The 21,334-nt window shown below is 37.4% G+C and carries 22 protein-coding genes and 1 other annotated feature; of the genes, 15 read left to right on the top strand and 7 right to left on the bottom strand.

Going from position 1 to position 21,334, the window contains the following annotated elements:
• Nucleotides 1-14: 14 nt before the first annotated feature.
• The 3 genes from BN1243_RS22675 to metG form a co-directional block, all read right to left on the bottom strand.
• Nucleotides 15-257 carry a hypothetical protein gene (locus BN1243_RS22675; protein ID WP_230200201.1) on the bottom strand — a complete coding sequence of 81 codons (243 nt, stop codon included), beginning with the start codon at nucleotides 255-257 and terminating at the stop codon, nucleotides 15-17.
• Between the two features lie 9 nt (nucleotides 258-266).
• Nucleotides 267-1,001, bottom strand: coding sequence for a glucose 1-dehydrogenase (locus BN1243_RS13005; RefSeq protein WP_062107463.1), 735 nt, complete (start codon nucleotides 999-1,001; stop codon nucleotides 267-269).
• A gap of 359 nt (nucleotides 1,002-1,360) precedes the next feature.
• Nucleotides 1,361-2,998, bottom strand: coding sequence for a methionine--tRNA ligase (metG, locus tag BN1243_RS13000; RefSeq protein ID WP_062107461.1), 1,638 nt, complete (start codon nucleotides 2,996-2,998; stop codon nucleotides 1,361-1,363).
• Between the two features lie 49 nt (nucleotides 2,999-3,047).
• Nucleotides 3,048-3,298 (bottom strand) — a binding site (T-box leader).
• Nucleotides 3,299-3,439: 141 nt separating this feature from the next.
• Between metG and BN1243_RS12995 the strand changes: the two genes are divergently transcribed.
• Genes BN1243_RS12995 through BN1243_RS12985 form a run of 3 tightly spaced genes read left to right on the top strand, consistent with a single transcriptional unit; the run spans nucleotide 3,440 to nucleotide 5,322 of the window.
• The gene (locus BN1243_RS12995) at nucleotides 3,440-3,898 is read left to right on the top strand and encodes a DinB family protein (RefSeq protein WP_062107459.1); all 459 of its coding nucleotides are present in this window, start codon (nucleotides 3,440-3,442) and stop codon (nucleotides 3,896-3,898) included.
• 28 nt (nucleotides 3,899-3,926) lie between these two features.
• The gene (locus BN1243_RS12990) at nucleotides 3,927-4,727 is read left to right on the top strand and encodes a GNAT family N-acetyltransferase (protein ID WP_062107457.1); all 801 of its coding nucleotides are present in this window, start codon (nucleotides 3,927-3,929) and stop codon (nucleotides 4,725-4,727) included.
• Between the two features lie 58 nt (nucleotides 4,728-4,785).
• Nucleotides 4,786-5,322 carry a GNAT family N-acetyltransferase gene (locus tag BN1243_RS12985; protein ID WP_230200200.1) on the top strand — a complete coding sequence of 179 codons (537 nt, stop codon included), beginning with the start codon at nucleotides 4,786-4,788 and terminating at the stop codon, nucleotides 5,320-5,322.
• 103 nt (nucleotides 5,323-5,425) lie between these two features.
• On the opposite strand, the gene BN1243_RS12980 is transcribed toward BN1243_RS12985, so the two are convergent.
• The gene (locus BN1243_RS12980) at nucleotides 5,426-6,070 is read right to left on the bottom strand and encodes an HAD family hydrolase (protein WP_062107453.1); all 645 of its coding nucleotides are present in this window, start codon (nucleotides 6,068-6,070) and stop codon (nucleotides 5,426-5,428) included.
• Nucleotides 6,071-6,569: 499 nt separating this feature from the next.
• On the opposite strand from BN1243_RS12980, the gene BN1243_RS12975 reads away from it, so the two are divergent.
• Genes BN1243_RS12975 through BN1243_RS12955 form a run of 5 tightly spaced genes read left to right on the top strand, consistent with a single transcriptional unit; the run spans nucleotide 6,570 to nucleotide 11,007 of the window.
• On the top strand, nucleotides 6,570-7,283 hold the full coding sequence (locus BN1243_RS12975) for an ABC transporter ATP-binding protein (RefSeq protein ID WP_084781908.1): 714 nt from the start codon (nucleotides 6,570-6,572) through the stop codon (nucleotides 7,281-7,283).
• Entirely contained in the window at nucleotides 7,280-8,107 is an 828-nt protein-coding gene (locus tag BN1243_RS12970) for an ABC transporter permease (protein WP_062107449.1), read from the top strand. Before BN1243_RS12975 ends, BN1243_RS12970 begins: the two co-directional genes overlap by 4 nt.
• A gap of 11 nt (nucleotides 8,108-8,118) precedes the next feature.
• Entirely contained in the window at nucleotides 8,119-8,883 is a 765-nt protein-coding gene (locus tag BN1243_RS12965; protein ID WP_062107447.1) for an ABC transporter permease, read from the top strand.
• Nucleotides 8,884-8,890: 7 nt separating this feature from the next.
• Complete coding sequence (locus tag BN1243_RS12960) at nucleotides 8,891-9,571, top strand: response regulator transcription factor (RefSeq protein WP_062107445.1); 681 nt, start codon at nucleotides 8,891-8,893, stop codon at nucleotides 9,569-9,571.
• Nucleotides 9,556-11,007, top strand: coding sequence for a sensor histidine kinase (locus BN1243_RS12955; RefSeq protein ID WP_062107443.1), 1,452 nt, complete (start codon nucleotides 9,556-9,558; stop codon nucleotides 11,005-11,007). Before BN1243_RS12960 ends, BN1243_RS12955 begins: the two co-directional genes overlap by 16 nt.
• Here BN1243_RS12955 and BN1243_RS12950 read toward each other — a convergent pair.
• From BN1243_RS12950 to BN1243_RS12940, 3 genes are all read right to left on the bottom strand, one after another.
• Nucleotides 11,002-11,583, bottom strand: coding sequence for a DUF6434 domain-containing protein (locus tag BN1243_RS12950; protein ID WP_062107441.1), 582 nt, complete (start codon nucleotides 11,581-11,583; stop codon nucleotides 11,002-11,004). The two genes, BN1243_RS12955 and BN1243_RS12950, sit on opposite strands and share 6 nt — an antisense overlap.
• Before the next feature lie 145 nt (nucleotides 11,584-11,728).
• Nucleotides 11,729-12,295 (bottom strand): hypothetical protein, encoded by a 567-nt coding sequence (locus BN1243_RS12945; protein WP_062107439.1) that lies wholly within the window; start codon nucleotides 12,293-12,295, stop codon nucleotides 11,729-11,731.
• A 719-nt stretch (nucleotides 12,296-13,014) separates the two neighbouring features.
• Complete coding sequence (locus BN1243_RS12940) at nucleotides 13,015-13,911, bottom strand: 3-hydroxyacyl-CoA dehydrogenase (protein ID WP_062107437.1); 897 nt, start codon at nucleotides 13,909-13,911, stop codon at nucleotides 13,015-13,017.
• A gap of 299 nt (nucleotides 13,912-14,210) precedes the next feature.
• On the opposite strand from BN1243_RS12940, the gene BN1243_RS12935 reads away from it, so the two are divergent.
• The 7 genes from BN1243_RS12935 to BN1243_RS22125 all read left to right on the top strand — a co-directional run bounded on the left by BN1243_RS12935 (nucleotide 14,211) and on the right by BN1243_RS22125 (nucleotide 21,334).
• On the top strand, nucleotides 14,211-14,468 hold the full coding sequence (locus tag BN1243_RS12935; RefSeq protein WP_062107435.1) for a hypothetical protein: 258 nt from the start codon (nucleotides 14,211-14,213) through the stop codon (nucleotides 14,466-14,468).
• A gap of 517 nt (nucleotides 14,469-14,985) precedes the next feature.
• Nucleotides 14,986-15,678 (top strand): response regulator transcription factor, encoded by a 693-nt coding sequence (locus BN1243_RS12930; RefSeq protein ID WP_062107433.1) that lies wholly within the window; start codon nucleotides 14,986-14,988, stop codon nucleotides 15,676-15,678.
• Complete coding sequence (locus tag BN1243_RS12925; protein WP_062107431.1) at nucleotides 15,656-17,758, top strand: sensor histidine kinase; 2,103 nt, start codon at nucleotides 15,656-15,658, stop codon at nucleotides 17,756-17,758. Before BN1243_RS12930 ends, BN1243_RS12925 begins: the two co-directional genes overlap by 23 nt.
• Before the next feature lie 39 nt (nucleotides 17,759-17,797).
• A complete protein-coding gene (locus BN1243_RS12920) occupies nucleotides 17,798-18,196 on the top strand; it encodes a hypothetical protein (RefSeq protein WP_326569835.1) in 399 nt (132 codons plus the stop codon).
• Nucleotides 18,197-18,538: 342 nt separating this feature from the next.
• Nucleotides 18,539-19,717, top strand: a complete 1,179-nt coding sequence (locus BN1243_RS12915) for a hypothetical protein (protein ID WP_062107426.1) — start codon at nucleotides 18,539-18,541, stop codon at nucleotides 19,715-19,717.
• Nucleotides 19,714-20,475 (top strand): hypothetical protein, encoded by a 762-nt coding sequence (locus tag BN1243_RS12910; RefSeq protein WP_062107424.1) that lies wholly within the window; start codon nucleotides 19,714-19,716, stop codon nucleotides 20,473-20,475. The genes BN1243_RS12915 and BN1243_RS12910 overlap by 4 nt, the downstream gene beginning before the upstream one ends.
• The gene (locus tag BN1243_RS22125; RefSeq protein ID WP_062107422.1) at nucleotides 20,468-21,334 is read left to right on the top strand and encodes a hypothetical protein; all 867 of its coding nucleotides are present in this window, start codon (nucleotides 20,468-20,470) and stop codon (nucleotides 21,332-21,334) included. Before BN1243_RS12910 ends, BN1243_RS22125 begins: the two co-directional genes overlap by 8 nt.

Below are 21,334 nucleotides of genomic sequence, written 5' to 3'. Positions count from 1 at the left end.
GTCGGGGTAAACGATTAGCTCCGGATCGTTCCCGTATTGGGAAGAAAGAAGACGGAAGGGTAACGAATGCGTTCGAATCGTTCCCGTGGTGAGAAGAAAGAAGACGGAACGGTAACGAATGTGCCCGAATCGTTCCCGTAGTGAGAAGAAAGAAGAAGGAACGGTAACGAATGTGCCCGAATCGTTCCCGTTGTGTGAAGAATGAAGAAGAAAAGGTAACGATTCAACTCGGAATCGTTACCTTTATTATAGTTCATAGATCCACATTATTGCGCTGTTATTCCACCATCTACAACAAATTCAGCACCTACACAATAGCTTGATTCATCAGATGCTAGGAATAAAACGACATTTGTTACTTCCTCAGGTTTGGCAATTCTTCTATTTGGAATAAACTTGGCAAACTCTTGAATTGCATCTTTTGAATCACCTTGTGAAATCATTGGTGTTTCAATGACTCCAGGGTGAACGGAATTCACTCTGATTCCAGTAGGGGCCAATTGAAGAGCGGCTGCTTTTGACATTCCACGCACGGCAAATTTTGTATCAGTGTACCCAATTGCACCACCAACAAGTCCATTAATGGAGGAGATGTTCACTATTGAGCCACCCTCAGCTTTTTGCATCGAAGGTACAACAGTTTTCATACCAAGGAATACGGAAACTTGGTTAATATCAACAATTCTTCTGTAGTCTTCTTCAGTAATGTCTAAAAGACCCTTATTCATACTAATACCGGCATTATTGACTAGAATGTTCACAGGTCCGAATGCTTTCTCAGCTTCAGCGACAACAGTCTCCCAATCAGCTGCTTTCGTAACATCATGTTTAATGAATGTTGCATTATCGCCGAATTCATTTGCTAAGGCTTGTCCCTCTTCAACAAGGATGTCAGTAATGACGACTTTAGCGCCTTCCTCAACGAATCTACGCACATGAGCTGCGCCCATTCCGCGTGCTCCACCTGTAATAATTGCAACTTTGCCACCTAATTTTCCCATAGTATGATCTCCTTACGATAATAATATTGAGCTTTAACGTATAAGTATACTACTGGCCGAAGTTTTAATCAAAATTATAGAAGTAGGAGGTTTCTGCCAAAAATCGCGATTGTATTATATAGCATTTCTGAGAATGATAAAGCTGTTTTCATTGAAGCTTGCTACCATTCAAATACGGGCTGGGCGCTTAAAGTGTTTTATGGAGAACAAGATCCTTTATAGCGCTGAACCTAAATATCTCCTTCACCTTAGACTTTCCGCATCTTACTAAATTCCTTCATTTCTAGATCAATACTACATAAATATAACTAGATAAGTAGGATTTTAAGAAGATGGAGGGAATGTTCAACCTCTCCATCTCAATGAATTTGTCCTCTAACAAGTCGCTCATATTCTTCATCTATTAACGAAGTATCGATTCGTTCAAATAAAGGTTTGATCTTCGTAATTTGAACGGGTAGATCCTCCGTTACCTCCCAAGAAATAAGCGGTACTTGCAGCATCTGCCGAATTTGATGAGAAGTAAAGGGCAAAAAGGGCTCCAATAGCTGGGCTGAATTCAAAATAATATAGCTACAGGTCCGTAATGTATCTCTAGCGGAAGGGGTGTGCTCCTTTATTTGTAGCCAAGGCTTTTGTTCGTCAAAGTATTTATTGGAGAAGCGGATAAACTCAAAAATACCTTCTAGCGCTTGCTTCATATTCCCTGATTCAATGAGAGCACCTGTTGTATGATAAAGTGAGGCCGTTCTCTCCTTTATTTTTCCATCAATTTGGCCAAGAGGTACTTGTGAATCAAATGACTTTTCGATGAACTTCAGTGTGCGGTTGACAAAGTTCCCGTAGGCACCGAGGAGCTCGCTATTATGGCTAAAGATAAATTCACGCCAAGAAAAATCTGCATCGCGACTTTCGGGAGCATTAGTCGTAAGAAAATATCGAATAGAATCGGGATCATATCTTTTTAAAAAGTCAGGAGCCCAGACAGCCCAATTCTGGCTTGTTGAAAGTTTCCGTTTTTCCAATGTTAAGTACTCATTTGAGATAATCTGTGTAGGTAACCCCTTATTATGGAGGCCCATCAAAATAGAAGGCCAGATAATCGTATGGAAGGGAATGTTATCTTTCCCATGAACATAGTAAAAACGAGTGTCTTCATTCCACCAATCTTCTAGTCTTTCGCCGTGTTGTTTTGCCCACTCCATCGTAGCCGTTAAATAACCAGCTACAGCTTCAATCCATACATAAATCTTTTTGTCTTGAAAACCTTCAACAGGTACGGGGACGCCATGTGGTAAATCCCGTGTAACGGCTCGGTCTGGTACACCTTCTGTTAAATAGCGCTTCGTTAATTGGGTGGCATTTGCGCGCCAGCGGTGTTCCTGTTCCGCTTGCGATACAAATTTCTCCAAATCCGATTGCAGCTTACTAAATGCAAAATAAAAATGCTCTGTTTTTCGTATAACAGGCTCATGGCCACAGAGTTTACAGCGTTTATCTAATAAATCGAGCGGATCTAAAATGGTTGAACAATGATCACATTGATCACCTCTAGCATTAGCACCACAATTTGGACAAGTTCCCTCGACAAAACGGTCAGGCAAAAACTGCTGGTCAGTTTCACAATAGGCTTGCTCTATTTCCTTTTTGTAAAGGAAACCGTTATGAAGTAATGATAAAAATATTTCTTGCACAGCATCATGATGATGTTTTGCATCTGTTCGTGTATAAAAATCATATGAAAAACCTAGCTTTTGAAAGCTATCAACAAACTCATTATGGTACTTCGTAGCAATGGCCTCAGTTGTTGTATTTTCCTGATTAGCTCGAATGGATATCGGTGTTCCATTGCAATCACTACCGGAAACATACAACACGTTTTCTCCCTTAAGTCGATAATAGCGAGCGAGAATATCTCCAGGTAACAAAGCTGCAATATGCCCCAAATGTAATGAACCATTTGCATACGGCCAAGCCCCGCCAATTAATACGGTCATCTTAATCCCTCCTAAAAATGTGTATAAAAAAACGCCCTAATCTATAAAAGATTAGGACGAAATACTCGTGTTACCACCTAAATTCACATATAACTCACATTATATGCCTCAGTCAGTACGTCTTCAAAAAGAGATACCGCTACTGTTATAACGAGTGTCTTCTCGTCATAGCCTAACAAGTAAATTGCTCGGTACGAAAAGCTCCAAGGCCATTTTCAGTAAGGTTCAAATGCTTCATTTCCACCAACAGAAGCTCTCTATAAAAATCCACTTACTTACTTTCCTTTTCATTGCTTGAATGAATGTATTAAAAACATTATAAGGAAGTGTGCTCTCGAAAGCAATCACTAATTTCACCGTTTGATAAGTCTAAAAGCCTTGCAGGAAGAGAACTTATTTTATCGAATATGTTGTTAATCGAAAATAAAAGGAGAATATCGGATGAACCAGCGTCATGAAGTATTATTTAAACAATTGGAGACTTATCGAGGCTATATTTTAGGCGTACTAGAGGATGTTACTTCCGAGGGCGCAGAGATTATACCTAAAGGATTTCATAACAACATTCGCTGGAACCTCGGGCATATTTACCTTGATCAATATCTATGGATCGAGGCTGTAACGAAAGAAAAGAGCGGGGTTTCGGAACAACTCCAATCTTGGTTCGGGTTTGGCACTTCTCCTGCTAACTTTGATTCAGAGACACCTTCCTTTGAGGAGTTAAAAAGTCTACTAGAGACGCAGACTGCAAAAATTAGAGAGATGTACGGTAATAGATTGGAAGAAGAGTTCCCTCCTACTGAAATGGGAATGCATACGATTGAGCAAGTGTTAATCCGAACTATTTTTCATGAAGGAATGCACTTGCAGGCTATTTTAGATATAAAAAAATGTATGTAAATCCTTCTTCTAAAATGGGGGTGAAATTTTGAGTATTGTTCAGCTAACAAGTTCAAATCACAAAGAGGTTATTAGACTATTTGGCGCAGAAATAGACAACTATCAATTTATTATCAATGATTTAGTTACGCAAAATTATCAAGGTGAACATCTGAAAGTATTTGGAGAATATGATGAAAACGGAAATTTAGTTTCAATCCTGCTCAATAATTTTAATAATGTTACCTATTATTCAAATACAGATCGTGATGTCGATGGATATAAAGAAATTTTAAAAACATTAACGTTCAGCAAATTATCAGGGCCTAGCAAGTTAATGAGTAAGTTCATACCTTACATTAACGTGAAAAGTGACACTTTATCTCATATGGGGGTCGTGAAAAATATCGCGGTTACTAGAAAATACCCAGATATAGCAATAAAAACAGTGCAGACTGGAAAAGAAATTGGCATGCAATATGATTTATTTTTATTAACAGATGAATTTATCGGAAGTCTTCCGAAAAGTAAAAGTGATTATATTAAGCAGGAGAGTGATAGATTAAAAAATACGAAAGATCGCACAGTATATATAAGCATGAACAATGAAATGGTTTCTTCGGCCGCAACAATTAGAGAAGGGGAAAAGAGCGCCATCATTATTGGTGTCTTTACGAATCCGAAATTTCGTGGAAAGGGCTATGGAACAGAAGTTTTAATTGGCTTATTTGACATGCTTCTTAATGAAGGTAAATATCCGTACTTATTTCATAGTAATCCGGTGGCGCGGAATGTATATAAAAATCTGGGGATGACGGAAGTGTGTGAATGGCGGGTATTGATTGTCTAACAGAGCAATGTATCATGGCAAGTCTGGATCCTGGAAACGACCATAAGGGGGTATCGGAATGGAAATCACTTTATCACTAATTCCATATGAAGACAAAACGATTCTTCAGAATCTAATGCAATTATATCGTTATGATAGCAGTGAATTCGATGGTCATGTTTTAACTAAGCATGGTTTATATTTGTATAAATATTTGGATCATCAATGGACCGATGATTATCGACGCCCATACTTGGTGAAAGCCGATGGAGAGTTGGCGGGATTTGCATTGGTAAGTCTTGATGTCCCAAAGGAATTTACGAAATTAAGCAACGCGGAGAAAACGAATGTAATAAGTGACTTTTTTATAATGAGAAAGTTCCGGAGGAAAGGTGTGGGAAAAAGGTCGCCTATTCACTTCTTCAAAAATATAAAGGAATGTGGGAGATTAGACAGACAGCGGGTAACTTGCCGGCGCAAATGTTTTGGAAGAGAATTATCCATGAATATACAAATAGCTGTATACATAAAGAAGAAATTATTCAAAGCGATAGCTGGCATGGTCCGGTTTATGTATTTGAGTCATAAATCATCGCTTTGTGGGATGGAGACATGAAATCCGTCCCACTCTTTAAATTCATACACTTTTTTACTTTGAGTGATTTGATCTCCTAGATTTGCTACTCCTGCAAGTGCTTCAATAGATTTGTAATCAGAACTTACAACAGCTTTTGTTCTATCAGTAATTCCCTCAGATTGAACTTGTCCCTATCTGAATGAAGACCTTTTATTCCAACTCGTTCGGCTCCCGTAATATTTTCAATTCTATCATCAATAAATATACTTTCTTCTCTTTTTGCTTGAAGTTGTTGGAGAGCCCTATTATAGATTGCCTTGCCGGGTTTTTCCTCATTAACAAAAGCAGAAAGAATAATAGAATCAAAGTATTTACGAATTCCTAATCGATCAAATATCCAGTCCATGCTTGGCATGGCATTTGAAATAACCGCTAATTGATACTTTTTACTTAATTCCTCGAGCACTACTTTTACTTCCGGAAACAACTTAGAGTGACCAGCAAAATGGGCGAAGAATAATAATTCATTTGTTAATTCCAGATCCCCGAGTTCCTCTGCAATTGCCGTATACTTACGCTTGTAGTATTGTTCTTCCTCATTCCAATTGGTAATAAGGTTTCCTTCAGTTTTATCTGCTTTCTTAATAGCCGCATCAATCTGCGTTTTTTGGTAACCTCTCTCCGTCAATAGATATCTAATCCTGCCATCATCATTAAAAAAGGTATCAAAAAGTACACCACCAGCATCCAAGAAAATTACTTTTACTTCGCTTTGGAATAAACTCATAGATCTTCTCCTTTAACTGTTTGTGTTTTGAAAAAGCCGTACTAATTTAGCTATAGCGAAAATGTTGTTAATGATCCATTAACCCTTTTAACAGCATACCATTCCTTGTTTACAGTAGACTACGCTCAGCGTTGCCCTTTAAAACTGCCAATGACACAGGCGTAGTGGTATAGCCCATTTAACCCTTATATATAGCCAAACATTATAACTAATACTTGGCAATACCTACCAATGAGATTGAGGGTCGGACCATATTTCCTGATATGTGCGGGTAGGTGAATGAGGGGGAAATCTTAATCAAACGTTTGATTAGTTCGAACTCAAATATAAGTTAGCGTTCATAATTTACAATTCATAGTGAAAAGGGAAAAATGATCCGTTTATATAGAGATCATTTTTAAGCTCAATATTGCCAAAGAAATCCGTTTTTATAAAAAATTCGTAAACTTTATAAACTCTTTATATTTGTTTTATACACTCTCCCTATGGAGGGATGAAATTGAAAAAGAATGTTTTAGAATGTAGCAATGTTACCAAAAGAATCCGAGGTAAGTATTTAATTAAAGATGTTTCATTTCAAGTCGAAAAAGGTGTCATTTGTGGTTTGCTTGGTCCCAATGGAGCGGGGAAAACGACATTTATTCGCATGTTAACGGGGCTTATTCGCCCAACGAAAGGCGATTTACTCATTCAAAATCAAAGTGTGGTTACAGCACGTGAACCTGCGTTAAAAAATGTCGGAGCGATTGTGGAATCACCGATCTTTTTTCCTTATATGACTGGACGCGATAACTTAAGAAATTTAGCTCGGCTCCATGGCCTGTCAAAGACAGAGATAAGCAAAAAGGTGAAAGAAGTATTGGAGATTGTTGGACTTGAGACGAGAGCGGATGAAAAGGTACGGACCTATTCATTAGGGATGAAACAGAGACTTGGGATTGCGCAATCCTTGCTCGGCGATCCTGAATTGCTTATTTTGGATGAACCGGCAAATGGGCTTGATCCAATGGGAATGCGGGAATTGCGAGAATTGATTCTTACTTTAAAAAATCAATATGGCAAAACGATCCTTATTTCCAGTCACCTTCTCGATGAATTACAGAAAATATGTGATCAAATTTTGATTATTCGTGAGGGAGAATTAGTTTGGAAAGGAAAGCTAGACCATGAGCAAGATTTAGAAGAACTGTTTATTAAGCTGGTGTCCAAATGAAGACAGTAGTAGTTACAGAATGGCAAAGGTTGTGGAACCGAAAAATACCATGGCTGTTACTGATGGCGATTCCCATCATGGTTTATGCGGCCGCAAGATTTTGCCAGCAACAAAATGAAACCTATACACCAGATCTTCCGCAATATACGGTAGCAGGGAACTTTCCAATACTTGGACTTTCAGAAATGTTAATGACTGTTTTTAATCTTGTTGCGATTATCATTGCGGCACTGATCGTAACAGAAGAATATCGATCCGGATCTTTACGAATGGTGTTGACACGGACGAAATCGTTTCAGCAAATTGTTTTTGCTAAGTATGTCGTGTTAGTCAGTTACCTTTTTCTCTATTTACTTGTCTATTGCCTTGTTTGTTACGGTATTGGGTTCCTAATGTTTTCTAACCCAGACACATATCCGCAGTTTTATCATCAAGATCCTGTCACATGGTTAGAAGGGGTACTGTATAATTTAAAATTTTACGGTATAGCCTTTCTAACATTAATTTCAATAAGCGGTGTGATCCTCTTTTTTGCTGTCATTTCGCAAACGATGACAACAGCACTCGGTGTAAGTGTGGGATATTTGCTGATTTGTTTCGCTTACCCTAACTTTATTCAGCTGTTCCAATCTATTGTAGGAATCGAAAAAACTATAAAAATATTTTTCACGTCCATCCCAATGATTCAATGGGAAGGAATCACGATGATGCTGGCGGAGACATCTAATCTTCTTGAGTGGATGTTCTTGATCTTAGTAGGCTATCTAATTTTATTTCAGCTGCTAATCTATTTCGTAACAAGAAAAAAAGATATTTATATATAAAGGATGATTTTATGAAAAACCTTCTAATAAGTGAATATGAGCGGACATTTAAAAGAAAAAAGACGATGATTGGTTTACTTATTTTCATCTTCGTTTTAGCATTTGAATGCTTCTTTTTATACGCGATGGGTGGGATGAGCTTTTACAATCCGGAACATGCAGTCCAGCTAAATTCAATCAATACAGCACCATTCTTCCTTAGAGAACTCGGAATTTTTATGTATTTTGTCTTAATTCCGATGTTTGTTGTCGACAGCTTTAATGGTGAGTATTCTTCTGGGGCTTTAAGGTTAATACTAATCCGGCCGCAAAATAGAATAAAAGTATTGTTAGCAAAATGGTTTGTTCAAATCAGTATATTTTTAGGGATGATGATCTTTACGTGGGTAGTTGCTACGGTATTCGGTATTTTGTGTATGCCTCATGTTGAAGAAACAACCTTTTATCAAACAGGTGTAATGAATCCATTTACAGGGGCGCTATACACATTAGGGTTCTATGGAATTGCCTTCGTCATCATCATTGCGGTTATTGGCCTATGCAGTTTAATTAGTATGATCATGCCTAATCCAATTTTGGCTTATGCTGGAACAGTCGTTACGCTTGTCGGAAGTCTATATATTCATGATGTCTTTGATTACTTTTTAACAACGGATTCTATATTCAAAGTGCTTGGTGAATCTCAATCTCCGTTTTATGTAAGCTTACTTTTCATTATTTTGATTAGTAGTATGATGAATATAGGAATTTGGAAAAAGAAACAATGGATGGGATGAGCATACGATGACAAAGGTGTTAATTGTGGATGATGAACAGGATATTGTTGCGTTCATGAAAGATTCCCTTCAAGATCAAGGTTATGACGTATTGACAGCTTACAATAGTGAAGAAGCATTAAAATTTCTAACAGATGAAATTGATCTCATTATTTTGGATGTCATGATGCCAGGGATGGATGGTTTCGAGTTATGTGAGCGAATCCGGAGTAATATCGACTGTCCAATCATTTTTTTAAGTGCAAAAACTAGTATAGAAGATCGAATTAACGGCTTATTAGTTGGTGGCGATGACTATTTAGTGAAACCTTTTAGTATGAGAGAATTACATGCGCGGATTATCGCTCATTTACGGCATGATCAAAGAAAAGCCAGAAAAGCAGCGAAACATTTGTATTTTGGGAATCTCACAATTGATTTGGATGGATATTCTATCTTTTATCAACAAGAAAAAATTACTTTTACTACAAAAGAGTTTGAGTTGATCAAATTACTAGCACTTCATGCTGGGCAAGTCTTTTCCCGTGAACAAATATATGAAAAGATCTGGGGCTATGATGCAGAAGGTGATTCATCAACGGTGACGGAGCATATCAAAAAAATTCGTGCAAAATTAGCAAGTGTTAGCAAAGATCAATCTTATATTGCAACAGTCTGGGGAGTAGGGTATAAATGGGAAAAGCAGTAAGACCTATTCGCAGGCAGGTTGTAACAACATTTTATAAAATATTATTTCTTAGTATGGGCGCGACCATTTTGACATGGGGAATTATCTTTTCGATCTTTTTGTTTTACAATAATAAGTTGCAACCTGCCAATTATTATGAAAGTCAGATTCCAAGTATCCTCGAGTATGTGGAACAATTGCAGGAAAAATTATTATTAGAAGATACGAAACAAGAGTTAGAAGAGCGGATTCCATTAGAGGGAATGGATTATCAAGTCTTGGATAAACACGGGGAACTGTTATATGGTTCTTCAGCGAAAGCTTATATTCATAATGAGAAAGAATTAATGGAAAGTTTTAACCGAAATTTATATATGAGAAATAATATAATTCAATTTTACCCTGTGTTTAGTCAAGATGGTGATTTCATCGGGGCGATCGGTTTTCGGTATAAACTGACGCTTGCAGCTTCTAATCCGCAATTAGGAATTCTCATTGTCTTAGTTGGATTCGTCTCTTTTATTTGCCCATTTGTGTATTTTTCATTATTTTCCTTTTTAATAGGAAGGAAGTTTAGTAAGCAAATGGAACGGCCGTTTCAATCTTTAATGGATGGTGTAAAGAAAGTTCAAAATCACGATTTAGACTTCCAATTATTAGAGTTTGAAACGGTACAAGAATTACAGCAGTTAGTGGCGGCATTTGAGGAAATGAGGGTTGCTTTAAAGGACTCACTATTGCGTCAGTGGCAAATAGAAGAAGAGCGTAAGGAAATGATCGCAGCGATTGCTCATGATCTTCGGACTCCACTAACGATCATCCATGGCCATGTGGAAGGATTGCTTAATGGTGGTGTAAACGATAAAGAAAGATTAGAGCGTTATTTACAAGTCATTTTTACAAGCACGGAAAGAGCGGTTCAATTAATGAATCAGTTGAACACCGTATCCATTATTGATCAACCTCAATTTTCAATTGAATTTCAATCGGTCAATATAGAGGAGTTTATTAAGAATAAATCCAATGAATACGATATTCTTTGCGAGGATAAAAATATTTCCTTTACAACTGCAATAAACATTGAATCGTCGCATCTTAATGTTAATATCGATCCACAGCGAATATCGCAAGTATTGGATAATATTGTAATCAATAGTATTCGCTATGTTCCAAAAAATGGAGAGATTTTGTGGAAAACAACGGTCGTTGAAGATCTTATTGCTTTTGAAATAACAGATAATGGACCGGGCTTTCAAAACGAAAGACCAGAACGAGTGTTTACCAAGTTTTATCGAGAAGATCCATCGAGAACAGGAACCCATTTTGGTTTGGGCCTTTATATTGCATTTATGATCGTAAAAAAACATAACGGCTCAATTTCCGCCCAAAATCGTCCAGAAGGTGGAGCTTATATAAAGGTAATCATTCCAAATTCTAGATTAAGTAAAGATTCATGAATCTTGGATGGATTTACGAGAATATTTATTGCTTCCAGGAAGTTTCTTGATTTTATTCCAAGCTTCAATCGCGTTTTCCCGACCTTTCCCTTGATTTTCCGGATCCGCAAAAAAGTCATGGAAAAATTGATTATATTCAAATTGAGGTGCAATGCTTTTCTTGTATGAAGGATCCTTTTTCCGTTCTTCTTCCTCATGCCAAGCATCTACAACATCGCGATACGTTTTTCCAACGCTATTTTTAAAGTAATTTTGGATAAACGTAGAAAAGTGAAATTTTGGGATGACAGTCTGGAAAAAGGCTCTTACATTTTGACTGCAACGATGGTTTTCCTTAATGACTGTATCAAGGCTCAGATTTGTTGGGAGATCTTCCTTTTTGCTAATTCTTGATTTTCTGATTGGTTTTGTTATCTCGCCTGTTTGAAGAAATGTTTCAATCCGATCGGAAATTTCTATCTTTGAGCCTGATGTACTTAATCCATTCTCCCTGCAAAAAGATTGTAATTCTTCTTTTAACCAATAGAAAGTTTTAAAATTTTCCACACTAATATCTTTTGTTAAATTAGGTCTCATTCCGAACGCCTCCATACTAACATCATAGAACATAAGTTCCTGATAATCAACATGAAAAACGGAGTTATGCTAAGATCCTTAATAGTGATCCTAGCATTACTCCGCCTTTTTTAGGTTATAAACATGTAGGAAAAGTGCAAGTAAATCAAATTGAAATGACATAGGGCTTCGATTCCAATGCATCCATATTTTCCCGAAAATGACCTAACTTACCTTCATAAACCAATTCCAGGTTTTCCATTTTTATTAAATCATAGGGAGTTATTAATGAAATTGGCTTATTAAAATGAGTGACTTCTCCTTCTTTTAATACACTTGCTACGAACTGTGAACAAAAGAAGGCATACTCCCTTTTTATCGGCATGTCGAACATAACTGCGAATAATCCTAGTAAATTATAATTATAGCGCTGTTTCTCTAATTCTATTTTTTGAATATACGTCTTCATCTTTCGAATTTTTGTTTCCGAAACTGTACAACAATAGATACGGCAATTAGCTTGTCTAAACATGTTATTTTGAATATTTTCTCTAACAAATCCGCCGATGAAAGGATTTTCCTCTCTAATTCTACCAAAACTATATACCTCCGATAATTTTTGATCAAAAGAAATGGAGGCATGGTTGTAAGTCTTTCTAGTATACAGCCTAATCATTCTAGTAAGTAATGTACCAGTATCCGTCAGAAGTATATAAATCTTTTTATTTGTCATTATAAATTCCTCTTGTAATCTATGATTTATGGATTGGATTAATTCTTACTCTTCAAAAAAATGTACTTCTCTATATTATATCATTTAGCTGGCATTATTTTTAGATAGTTTATCATTTTCCGACAGAAGGCTCCATCTGATTGATGTTACGGGCGAAGCCCAATCATTCAGGTGGAGATGAATGTCGGTTGGCGGTAGCCAAAACGTTTGTTCTGTGGTAAGATATCCCTATACATTGTTCCTTGAAAACTGGATATATCGGGTTGTGACAAGAAAAAGCTTTGTCACGTAAAATATCCAAGCACCAGTATGGGAAACACGTAAAACCGTTGCCTCGCGCATGGTATAGTGGGTGCGTCAACCATCCGTGTGTACTCGACACTTTCGTGTCGGGGCTTGTACGGCTCCTATTGGGGTGGTGCAAGTGGTACATCAGTACCGACCAAAAACAGTGGTTTGAGAACTACCACTCAGAGCGTCACTCGTTGTTTCAACGAAAAGACCTGAACTGGTAGCCTCAAGCCCCTACTGAAACGTTTTATCTCAGTAGGGGTTCGTTGACAGTGTAATTATTCTATACTATATTTTTAGGGCTTGGAATAGTAAAAAGCAAGGAATTTTTTAATAATCTCCTTAGAGTTAAGAGAAGGTATGAGTAATTGGTAGGAAAAAAGGGGGGCGAGCCTCTTAATATAGGTTCGCCTTTAATGAAGGTTGCATTACGTTAAAAAGTCAGCGCTAGCGAAGCTTGGATTCGGATACTTATAGAATCCTTCTCCTGTTTCTCTGCCAAGTTTTCCTTTATCAATATACTCAGTTTTCAATAACTGAGCCAATTTTTCATAATCTTGATTACCTGTAGCTTTTGCCTTTGCTTCGGTGATATTATAAGCTGTTTTTATGCCAACTACATCTAAAATGGCAAAAGGACCAAGGGGTGCCCCAGTTCCAACCATCCACGTTTTGTCGATTGTTTCAGCATCAGCAATTTCTTTTAGTAAAAGTAATTGAGCAGCATCTAATAAAGGGACGAGCAAGGAGTTTAAAATATAACCTGGCTGCTCTTTATGTAAAGGTAAAGCCACCATGCCGATTGCTTTCGCAAACTCGATCACTTTATCAAATACTTCTGGATCTGTCCCTGGATGTTTCATAATTTCTGCCGTATTGTTTTTCCAAATTTCATTCGCAAAATGTAAAGCAAGGAATTTTTTAGGTCGACCTGTCGCATCCGCAAATTGACTAGGAAGCAATGTGGAAGAATTCGTTGCGAATACCGTCTTTTCAGGTGCTACCGATGCTAACTTCTTATAAAAGTCCGTTTTAATTTCAACCACTTCAGGAACCGCTTCAATCACAAGGTCAGCATCTGCAGTTGCTTTTGCCAAATCAGAGTAAAGTGAAATGCGATTATAAGCGTTATTAACCTCTTCTTCTGTAGCACTTACATCTTCCTGATACCGCTTTTTTAAATTAATAAATCTCCCTTTTGCCTGTTCTAGTGCTTCATCATTAATGTCATAGACCGATACATTAAATCCTTTGTAAGCTGTTTGAAACGCAATCTGGCTTCCTAAAACGCCACTTCCAGCAACTGTGATATGTTTAAAGTTCATAGTAATTCTCCTTTATATAGTAACGTTCAGGGAATATTATTCCATTTGGAATCGTTTATTATCCAAGGGAAATTTCGGTGGGGTGATTAAAAGAGGGATTAATAAAGAGTTATCACGGTGGCATATCGCATCTGCTGTTTAAGTTATAAAAGAGGGAGTGGGATTAACCATTACCGATTAATACATTACTGTATAAGTTGAACAGCAATGGAAGTGAGAGAAATAGTTTCCCACCGACGCTTCTAAAATAGACAAGCTACGTGATATTATATTTGTAAGATAGTTTGGAGGTGACTCAAATGAAATGGGAGGATGTGTGTCAAGCTTTCCCAAAGCAATGGGTATTAATTGAAGCAGTACACGCATATACAAATGGTGAAAGCGAACGTATTCTAGAAGAAATTGTGCCCTTGAAGAAATTTTCTAACTCTCCAGAAGCAATGAAGGCCTATCAAGTACTCCATCGTGAAAACCCTGCCCGTGAATTGTATGTTCTTCATACTAGTCGTAAGAATCCCAATATCATTGAGAAGAGATGCGTAGGTTTGAGGCGGTAATGAAAAGGCTAAGGATTGATGAAGGGCTATTACTTACGGATATGGAATTAACGTTTAAAGTGAAAGATGATATTACCATGGGTATTTCAGATTCTTCGAATAAGTTATCAATTTAAAATCAATTTTGGGATAAAGATGCTACTATTGACATCTTCTTTTTTATGTGTTTTAGAGACTCGCGAAATTATCATGTGAAGTCAAAAAATTATAGAGAAAATCGAAAAAGTGTTCTACGAACTTACGAAGTTCCCTCAAAAAAGTCCAAATCAAGAACTGCGAAATTCCTCAGGAAAGCTCGATACGTTCGAAACTTTTAAAAACCCCCTCCAATCTTAAGAAACTCTTAAGAAAATTCCTCCATAAATATTAAGATTTATCGTATACAATTGCTCTTAATTTATTGACATCGCCATTTTTATTTAAATCTGATTATTAAAAAGATGAGCGGTATAATAGCGATAGGAACATTTAACGGTCCCTATTTATCTGACAGTTTAACAAAGTAGGTGAAGATAAAATCAATACATATCATGTTCTTGTTGTAGATGATGATCAGGAAATTCGCGAGGCGATTGAAATTTACTTGAAAAATGAAGGCGTTACTGTGCTGAAGGCAAAGGATGGCGTGGAAGCTTTAGAAATTTTAGCGGAGAAAACTGTTCATCTAATTATTTTAGATGTTATGATGCCGCGGCTTGATGGGATTTCGGCCACATTTAAAATTCGTGAAAAGCAGAATATCCCGATTATCATTTTGAGCGCGAAAAGTGAGGATACGGATAAAATACTTGGGCTTCAAGTGGGGGCAGATGACTATGTGACGAAGCCATTTAACCCAATGGAACTCGTCGCCCGTGTAAAATCACAACTTCGGAGATATGTGACATTAGGCACCTTTAAAGGAGTTTCGAAAACAATCCATTTAAATGGCCTAGAACTAGATTCATTGGCGAAGGAGGTCTCTCTTCATGGAGAACAAGTGAAGCTGACCCCGATTGAATATAAAATTGTCGAACTGCTCATGCAAAATGCTGGACGAGTTTACTCTATTAATGAAATCTATGAACGGGTTTGGAATGAGCCTTCCTATAACGCAGAAAACACAGTGGCTGTCCATATTAGAAAGATTCGCGAAAAAGTTGAAATTGATCCGAAAAATCCAAGGTACTTAAAGGTGGTGTGGGGGATTGGCTACAAAATGGAAAAGTAGCTTCATAATGTTGATATGGTCCATTTCCCTAACCATTGGTTTAACGGGGATCTATATCCTTTTTTCTTTTGGAAAGGAGTACATTTATTGGGATTATTTTAAGACTCCTAGTTTCCAAGAGGAGGTTGATCAATTTGCTTATTTTCTTTACATATCTAATATGAACAATCTCGATAGGGAAGTAGTGCTAACGGTTACGGATGAAGACATTAAAGAGTACCGCGCCCGCTATGGAGATATTGATGAGGAAGTTAAAAACATTAAAAAAGAATACAACGCAAGACTAAATCAACTCCAACATACAAAACAAAATATTATTATTGCAGAGCGAGACAAGAAAATCGAGGATATGGAGAAGATTTTTACTAGTGATGATTTTGTGAGCGAAAAAATCGTTGGAGAAAGAGAAGAAATGATCGAGGATCTCCAACGAAAGCTAGAAAATGCCAGTCAAGAATTTCACTATTTTTTTACCAATCCGCAAACTAAGGAAGTCTACTCAAATTTACCGCATGAATCGCAAGAAACCGAGATGACTAGCGAAAAAATGCAATATATCACAGATTATACGATTTATGGAATAGAGCAATTCCATCATCAAGTTTCCGATCAAGAACGAATTTTTCAGATAAATAATCAAGAGGGGTGGTACGAGGGGAAAATTGCAGTTCCCAAATCCTTATCGGCTTCAAGTCCTATAATGAAGGCATATAGTGACTATCGCCAATCACAACTTATTATCTGGATTTTTGTTGTATTGAGTATCATTTCTTTAATTTTCTGTTTTAGGTACACAAAGGAATTGGCAGGGCTTACAAATGGGAAAGCAGTGTTCTTTTATAATAAACTTCCAATCGATGTACGTGGTGGATTTTTCCTCTTTACAGCCGTGTGTGGAGGACTGTTTATAGTGAAATGTGCGAACGAATTGCCCACGCAAGGGATGGGGGCATGGATAGCACTGACAATGGCTGTTATACCGGTTGGATTAACAGCTGCTCAAGGGATACTTTTATTCCGTGAAAGATCTGGGTGGAAAAAGGCAGCTCAGAATTCGATGTTGAAACGAGCAGTTTATATACTTCAAGAGGCTTTCCTAAACCGAAAAACGGGGACCCAATTGTTCCTCATACTTGGACTAGTGTTTGTTTTAGGAGCGGGAATAATCACCATATTTATTCACCCTGTTGCTTGGGGCATATATTTTGTGGCCGCTGTAGTCATCGGTTTTCCACTAGTAGTAATGTTAGTGAAAAAGGCAGGGTACTTCAATCGAATTTTGGAAGAAAGTGCGACACTGAATGGCGATATTCCGGTTATTGGCCAATCAGTTTTGGCGGCACTAGCCAATAATTTGAATGGCTTAATAGAAAGTGTAAAAAAGTCAGAGAGTGAACAGATTAAAAGTGAGCGTCTTAAGACAGAGCTTATAACAAACGTCAGTCATGATCTTCGTACTCCGCTAACATCGATTATTACGTATACCGATCTTCTTAAACAAGGAGAACTATCGGAGGATGAGCGGAATGCTTATCTAGACATACTTGATCGTAAATCAAAAAGGTTAAAAGTACTCATTGATGATTTGTTCGAGGTTTCTAAAATGGCTAGTGGTAATGTGGAACTTCACCTGACAAAGGTAGACCTTGTTCAATTACTTCAACAAGCACTTGGGGAGTATGATGACAAAATAGAGGAATCTAATCTCCAATTCCGTATCACACAGCCAGAGACACCAATTTATGCAATGGTCGATGGGCAAAAAATATGGCGCGTTTTTGAAAATTTAATCGGTAATATCCTAAAATATTCACTTGAACATTCACGTGTATATATTTCCGTATCTAAGTCGGATAGTAAAGGTGTCATTATATTTAAAAATGTCTCCAAATATGAACTAAATGACAATGAGGCAGAGTTATTTGAGCGTTTCAAGCGGGGGGACAAATCACGCCATACAGATGGAGCGGGCCTTGGTTTAGCTATAGCTAAATCGATTGTTGAACTTCACCATGGCGTATTAGAAATCGAGACAGATGGAGACTTGTTCAAAGTGATCGTCAAATTAAAGCTAGAGTAGGATTCTTTTCAACGACTTGCGAATAGACTTAAATGGGGGGTGCTCGAGCTGAAAAAAATAACGATGCATGTATGCAGAGTGTTTTTAGGTATTGTTTTCTTGGTTGCGGGTGTTAATGGTTATTTTGTTATCTTTGGTCTGGAACCATTCATAGCCACTAGCCCTGAAGCAATGGCACTGTTCGAATTTAAATATTTATTAGTCGTTGAAAAGTCGTTAGAGATTATCTGTGGAACTTTACTCTTAACTAACCAGTTTGTCCCATTGACGATTGCGATCTTAGCACCAATCATAGCCAATATTTTAATGCTTCATTTGTTCCTAGATCATTCTTTACTGATCTTAGCACTACTATTGGCTATTGCCTATGTTTATTTGCTATTTTTCTATTGGGGAAATTTTATACGTATATTAGAAAGAAGACCGAAACCTTCATGAGGATACTATCACTAGTATCCTATTTTTTTTTGAAATAAAACAGGAAGTCGTGAAATTATGGCGGGAAGTCAAAAAAATGTTTTATAAACTTAAGAAATTCCTCCGCGAACTTAAAAAAATCCCATATAAAGTCGAAAGATTTCTCCACAAAATTACGAAGTCCCCCCCGAAAAGTCAAAAAATCCCCATCAAAAACTAAGAAATTTCCCGGGAAATCCCGATATCGATCGAAACTTGAAAAATCTACTCAATCTTAAGAAAGTCTTAAGAAATTTCCTCCATACATATTAAGATTTATCGCCTACAATCAGTTCTAAACAGGTTTTGAGATGGAGGATGAAAATGAAAAAAATAATGATCTTATTCTTTTCGCTTATTTTACTAACGGCATGTCAAAATGCTGAGGGAAGTACTACTCCAAAAAATATTCCAACAGATATTGTGGCCTTTCTAGAAACAATCAAGCTTCCAAAACATTTTTCTATTGATTTTGATCTTACGGAAGTCCAGTTACTTGATTCTGCTAAAATCTATAAAGCTTCTATCTTGGAGATTGATGAGAATCTAGCAGTTGAAAAGTTACTCAAAGGGGAGATTGTTGATAAAAAAAATTATGCTGAGGGACCTTGGTATGAAGCTGATAAAGGTAAAGAGAAAGAATATTTGACTGTTTATGACGGCGGTAAAAGTTTAGGAATGGATTCTGGTGTACATGGAGGTATCAATTATTCACTTGTTAAGGAGGATGCTTTTTTTCAAAATAAGTTGTCGACTGTTGTGGAAAATAGTCCAGGGCCACCAGGCAATATTGCTCAGCAGTATGGGTTTAACTTAAAAAGTGATTATGGGTCTATGGATAATCTGTCTTTTAAGGATTACAATGATGCCCTTGCAGAAATTGAAGAACTTTTAGCCACTATTGGTTTTCCTAAAATCACAGTAGCAGAAACGTATTCTTTGGACCTGAAAACGATGCTGGAACATGATGTTCTTTATGAAAAGTCTAAAAGTTATTTTGGCATTGAGGAGGAATACATTTGGTCGAAAGATGATGAGGCTTACTTATTTTTCTTCCAGCAGGTTATTGATGGTATCCCTTTATCGAATAAGGGGTTGTATGAGATAAGCGGTAAGGAGATTAATTCAACCCCCATAGACATTTGGTATTCTAAAGACGGAATTAGTAATATAACAGCTTCCAATCTATTGAAGGTAACGAATAGCGGGGAGGAAAAACAATTAATTAGTGGTGCAGAAGCACTGAAACCTATCATCGACTCATACTCAGAGATCTTGCTTGAAAACGAAACAAGGATCTTTTCCATGGAATTAAACTATGTTGCGATCCTGCAAAAAGATGACAGCTACGAGCTTATTCCCGCATGGATATTTGGGATTGCAGAAACATCAGATTGGCCAGATGGGTCAACAGGTGAGAGCGTTACACTGGATTCCTACAGTTACTATGTCATGAATGCGATAACCGGTGAAAAGATAGAAAGGGCAAGTGATCTGAAATGAAGCTCTTTTACTGCCTTTTTACGGTTAACCTTCGACAATCAATTCTATCTGTTCGATTTCTATTATGTGCCTTAAGCGTTACCATCCTTATTATATTTGGTGTTTGGAGTTGGATTGCTAATTCATCTGATGTTATTTACCTTTTGGGCTTAGGGGGAGGTGTTTTTGTTATTATAACAGGCATTTTACCACTTTTCCCGTTTGCGACGACTTTTGCTTCAGATTGGAGTAATCGAGCAAGCAACTTTTGGATTGTGCGTGCGGGAATAGGTAATTATGCAATAAGCAAAGTGTTGGCAAGTGCACTTTCAGGTTTTTTCGTAACAGCTCTTGGCATGCTGATATTTATTTTGATTATGAGGATAAAATTGCCGCTTTTTACGGACATTCCTGGTGGCGGTGCTTATATTCCTCTATTAGAAGCTGAAAAACCGATTCTTTATCTAGTTTTCTATATTACTCATATTTCCCTTACATCAGCGCTTTTTGCAGTTGTTGCACTTTGGGTCTCAGCGTATTTACCAAATAAGTTTGTTGCGGTCGCAGCACCAATAGTTTTATATTTTATTTCCCATCGTTTTACGACTGGATGGGAAATTCCGCCATATTTACGAGCCATTGCTATTGTGGAACAAACATATGACGCGGGTTCACCGCTTCGCTCATTATTACTTAAGCTGGGTATTGTTGCGGGTTTGTGTTTATTATTGGGCTTAACGACTGTACTGCAGATTAAAAGGAGGGTCGAGCATGACTAACTTAAAGACGATCCTGCTTTGTGTTCAAGTTAATTTTCGTAAATGGTTAGTAAATCCACGGATCTACGTACTAGCTGTGATCACAGTTGCCTTTTTAGCTTATCATTCATCAGGACTTTCGCAATTTGCAACGGAAAAGGAGGTAGGCATTGCGCCTTGGATTTTCCCGCATCTCAGTCTTCCGCCGACAATGCAAGTTTTCGCCTGTTTTATTGTGCTGCTATTTTGCGATGCCCCGTTTGCAGATCGGCATATGCCTTTCCTCGCCATTCGGACAAGTCGGCGAAATTGGGTGATCGGGCAACTAGTGTATATTATTTTAGCTTCATTTATTTACACAGCTTTTATTTGTGTTATGGCAGCTCTTGTCCTCATCCCCAATCTAGAATTTTCAAAGGACTGGGGAATTTTGATGAAAACTTTGGCAATGAGACCTGAAATGGCTCCGGTAAACGTTACAGTCTTTTTCAATCCAGATGTCCTTAAGATGTTTTCTCCTTTTCAGGCGATGATCATTAGCTTTGGTCTCTTTTGGCTTGTGTCTGTTTTTATTGGCGTTTTGATTTTTTGCTTTAATGTGGTCATTGAAAAAATGAGTGGTTTAGTTGCGTCGGGTGTATTTATTTTTATGTCCCTTTTTTCAATTGTTGAAGGGCGTTTTATCTTTGGTGATTGGATTGGCTATCTGTCACCAATTAGCTGGATGAATATATCCTATTTAGATTGGAAAGGGACAGGGCTTACCCCTACCCCAACATTTGCTGTGTTTTGCCTTGTGATCACCAGCGTGTTCATGGGCATTCTTTCGACAATCATATTTTGTAGAAAAGATATGAAGATCCAAGATTGGGGGTATTAA

Source organism: Bacillus niameyensis (assembly GCF_001375535.1).
In the GTDB taxonomy this organism is placed as follows: Bacteria; Bacillota; Bacilli; order Bacillales; family Bacillaceae_C; genus Lederbergia; species Lederbergia niameyensis.
The sequence above is the reverse complement of the archived record's forward strand: the minus strand, read 5'-3'. Positions and strand labels throughout refer to the sequence as shown.

Excerpts from the sequence above, each read along its gene's own strand:
- BN1243_RS12995 (WP_062107459.1), top strand. The coding sequence starts at position 3,440 with ATGAACCAGCGTCATGAAGTATTATTTAAACAATTGGAGACTTATCGA.
- BN1243_RS12910 (WP_062107424.1), top strand. The coding sequence starts at position 19,714 with ATGAAGCTCTTTTACTGCCTTTTTACGGTTAACCTTCGACAATCAATT.
- BN1243_RS12945 (WP_062107439.1), bottom strand. The coding sequence starts at position 12,295 with ATGACAAATAAAAAGATTTATATACTTCTGACGGATACTGGTACATTA.
- BN1243_RS13005 (WP_062107463.1), bottom strand. The coding sequence starts at position 1,001 with ATGGGAAAATTAGGTGGCAAAGTTGCAATTATTACAGGTGGAGCACGC.
- BN1243_RS12980 (WP_062107453.1), bottom strand. The coding sequence starts at position 6,070 with ATGAGTTTATTCCAAAGCGAAGTAAAAGTAATTTTCTTGGATGCTGGT.
- BN1243_RS12915 (WP_062107426.1), top strand. The coding sequence starts at position 18,539 with ATGAAAAAAATAATGATCTTATTCTTTTCGCTTATTTTACTAACGGCA.
- BN1243_RS22125 (WP_062107422.1), top strand. The coding sequence starts at position 20,468 with ATGACTAACTTAAAGACGATCCTGCTTTGTGTTCAAGTTAATTTTCGT.
- BN1243_RS22675 (WP_230200201.1), bottom strand. The coding sequence starts at position 257 with ATGAACTATAATAAAGGTAACGATTCCGAGTTGAATCGTTACCTTTTC.
- BN1243_RS12985 (WP_230200200.1), top strand. The coding sequence starts at position 4,786 with ATGGAAATCACTTTATCACTAATTCCATATGAAGACAAAACGATTCTT.
- BN1243_RS12965 (WP_062107447.1), top strand. The coding sequence starts at position 8,119 with ATGAAAAACCTTCTAATAAGTGAATATGAGCGGACATTTAAAAGAAAA.
- BN1243_RS12940 (WP_062107437.1), bottom strand. The coding sequence starts at position 13,911 with ATGAACTTTAAACATATCACAGTTGCTGGAAGTGGCGTTTTAGGAAGC.
- BN1243_RS12960 (WP_062107445.1), top strand. The coding sequence starts at position 8,891 with ATGACAAAGGTGTTAATTGTGGATGATGAACAGGATATTGTTGCGTTC.
- BN1243_RS12955 (WP_062107443.1), top strand. The coding sequence starts at position 9,556 with ATGGGAAAAGCAGTAAGACCTATTCGCAGGCAGGTTGTAACAACATTT.
- metG (WP_062107461.1), bottom strand. The coding sequence starts at position 2,998 with ATGACCGTATTAATTGGCGGGGCTTGGCCGTATGCAAATGGTTCATTA.
- BN1243_RS12970 (WP_062107449.1), top strand. The coding sequence starts at position 7,280 with ATGAAGACAGTAGTAGTTACAGAATGGCAAAGGTTGTGGAACCGAAAA.
- BN1243_RS12950 (WP_062107441.1), bottom strand. The coding sequence starts at position 11,583 with ATGAGACCTAATTTAACAAAAGATATTAGTGTGGAAAATTTTAAAACT.
- BN1243_RS12935 (WP_062107435.1), top strand. The coding sequence starts at position 14,211 with ATGAAATGGGAGGATGTGTGTCAAGCTTTCCCAAAGCAATGGGTATTA.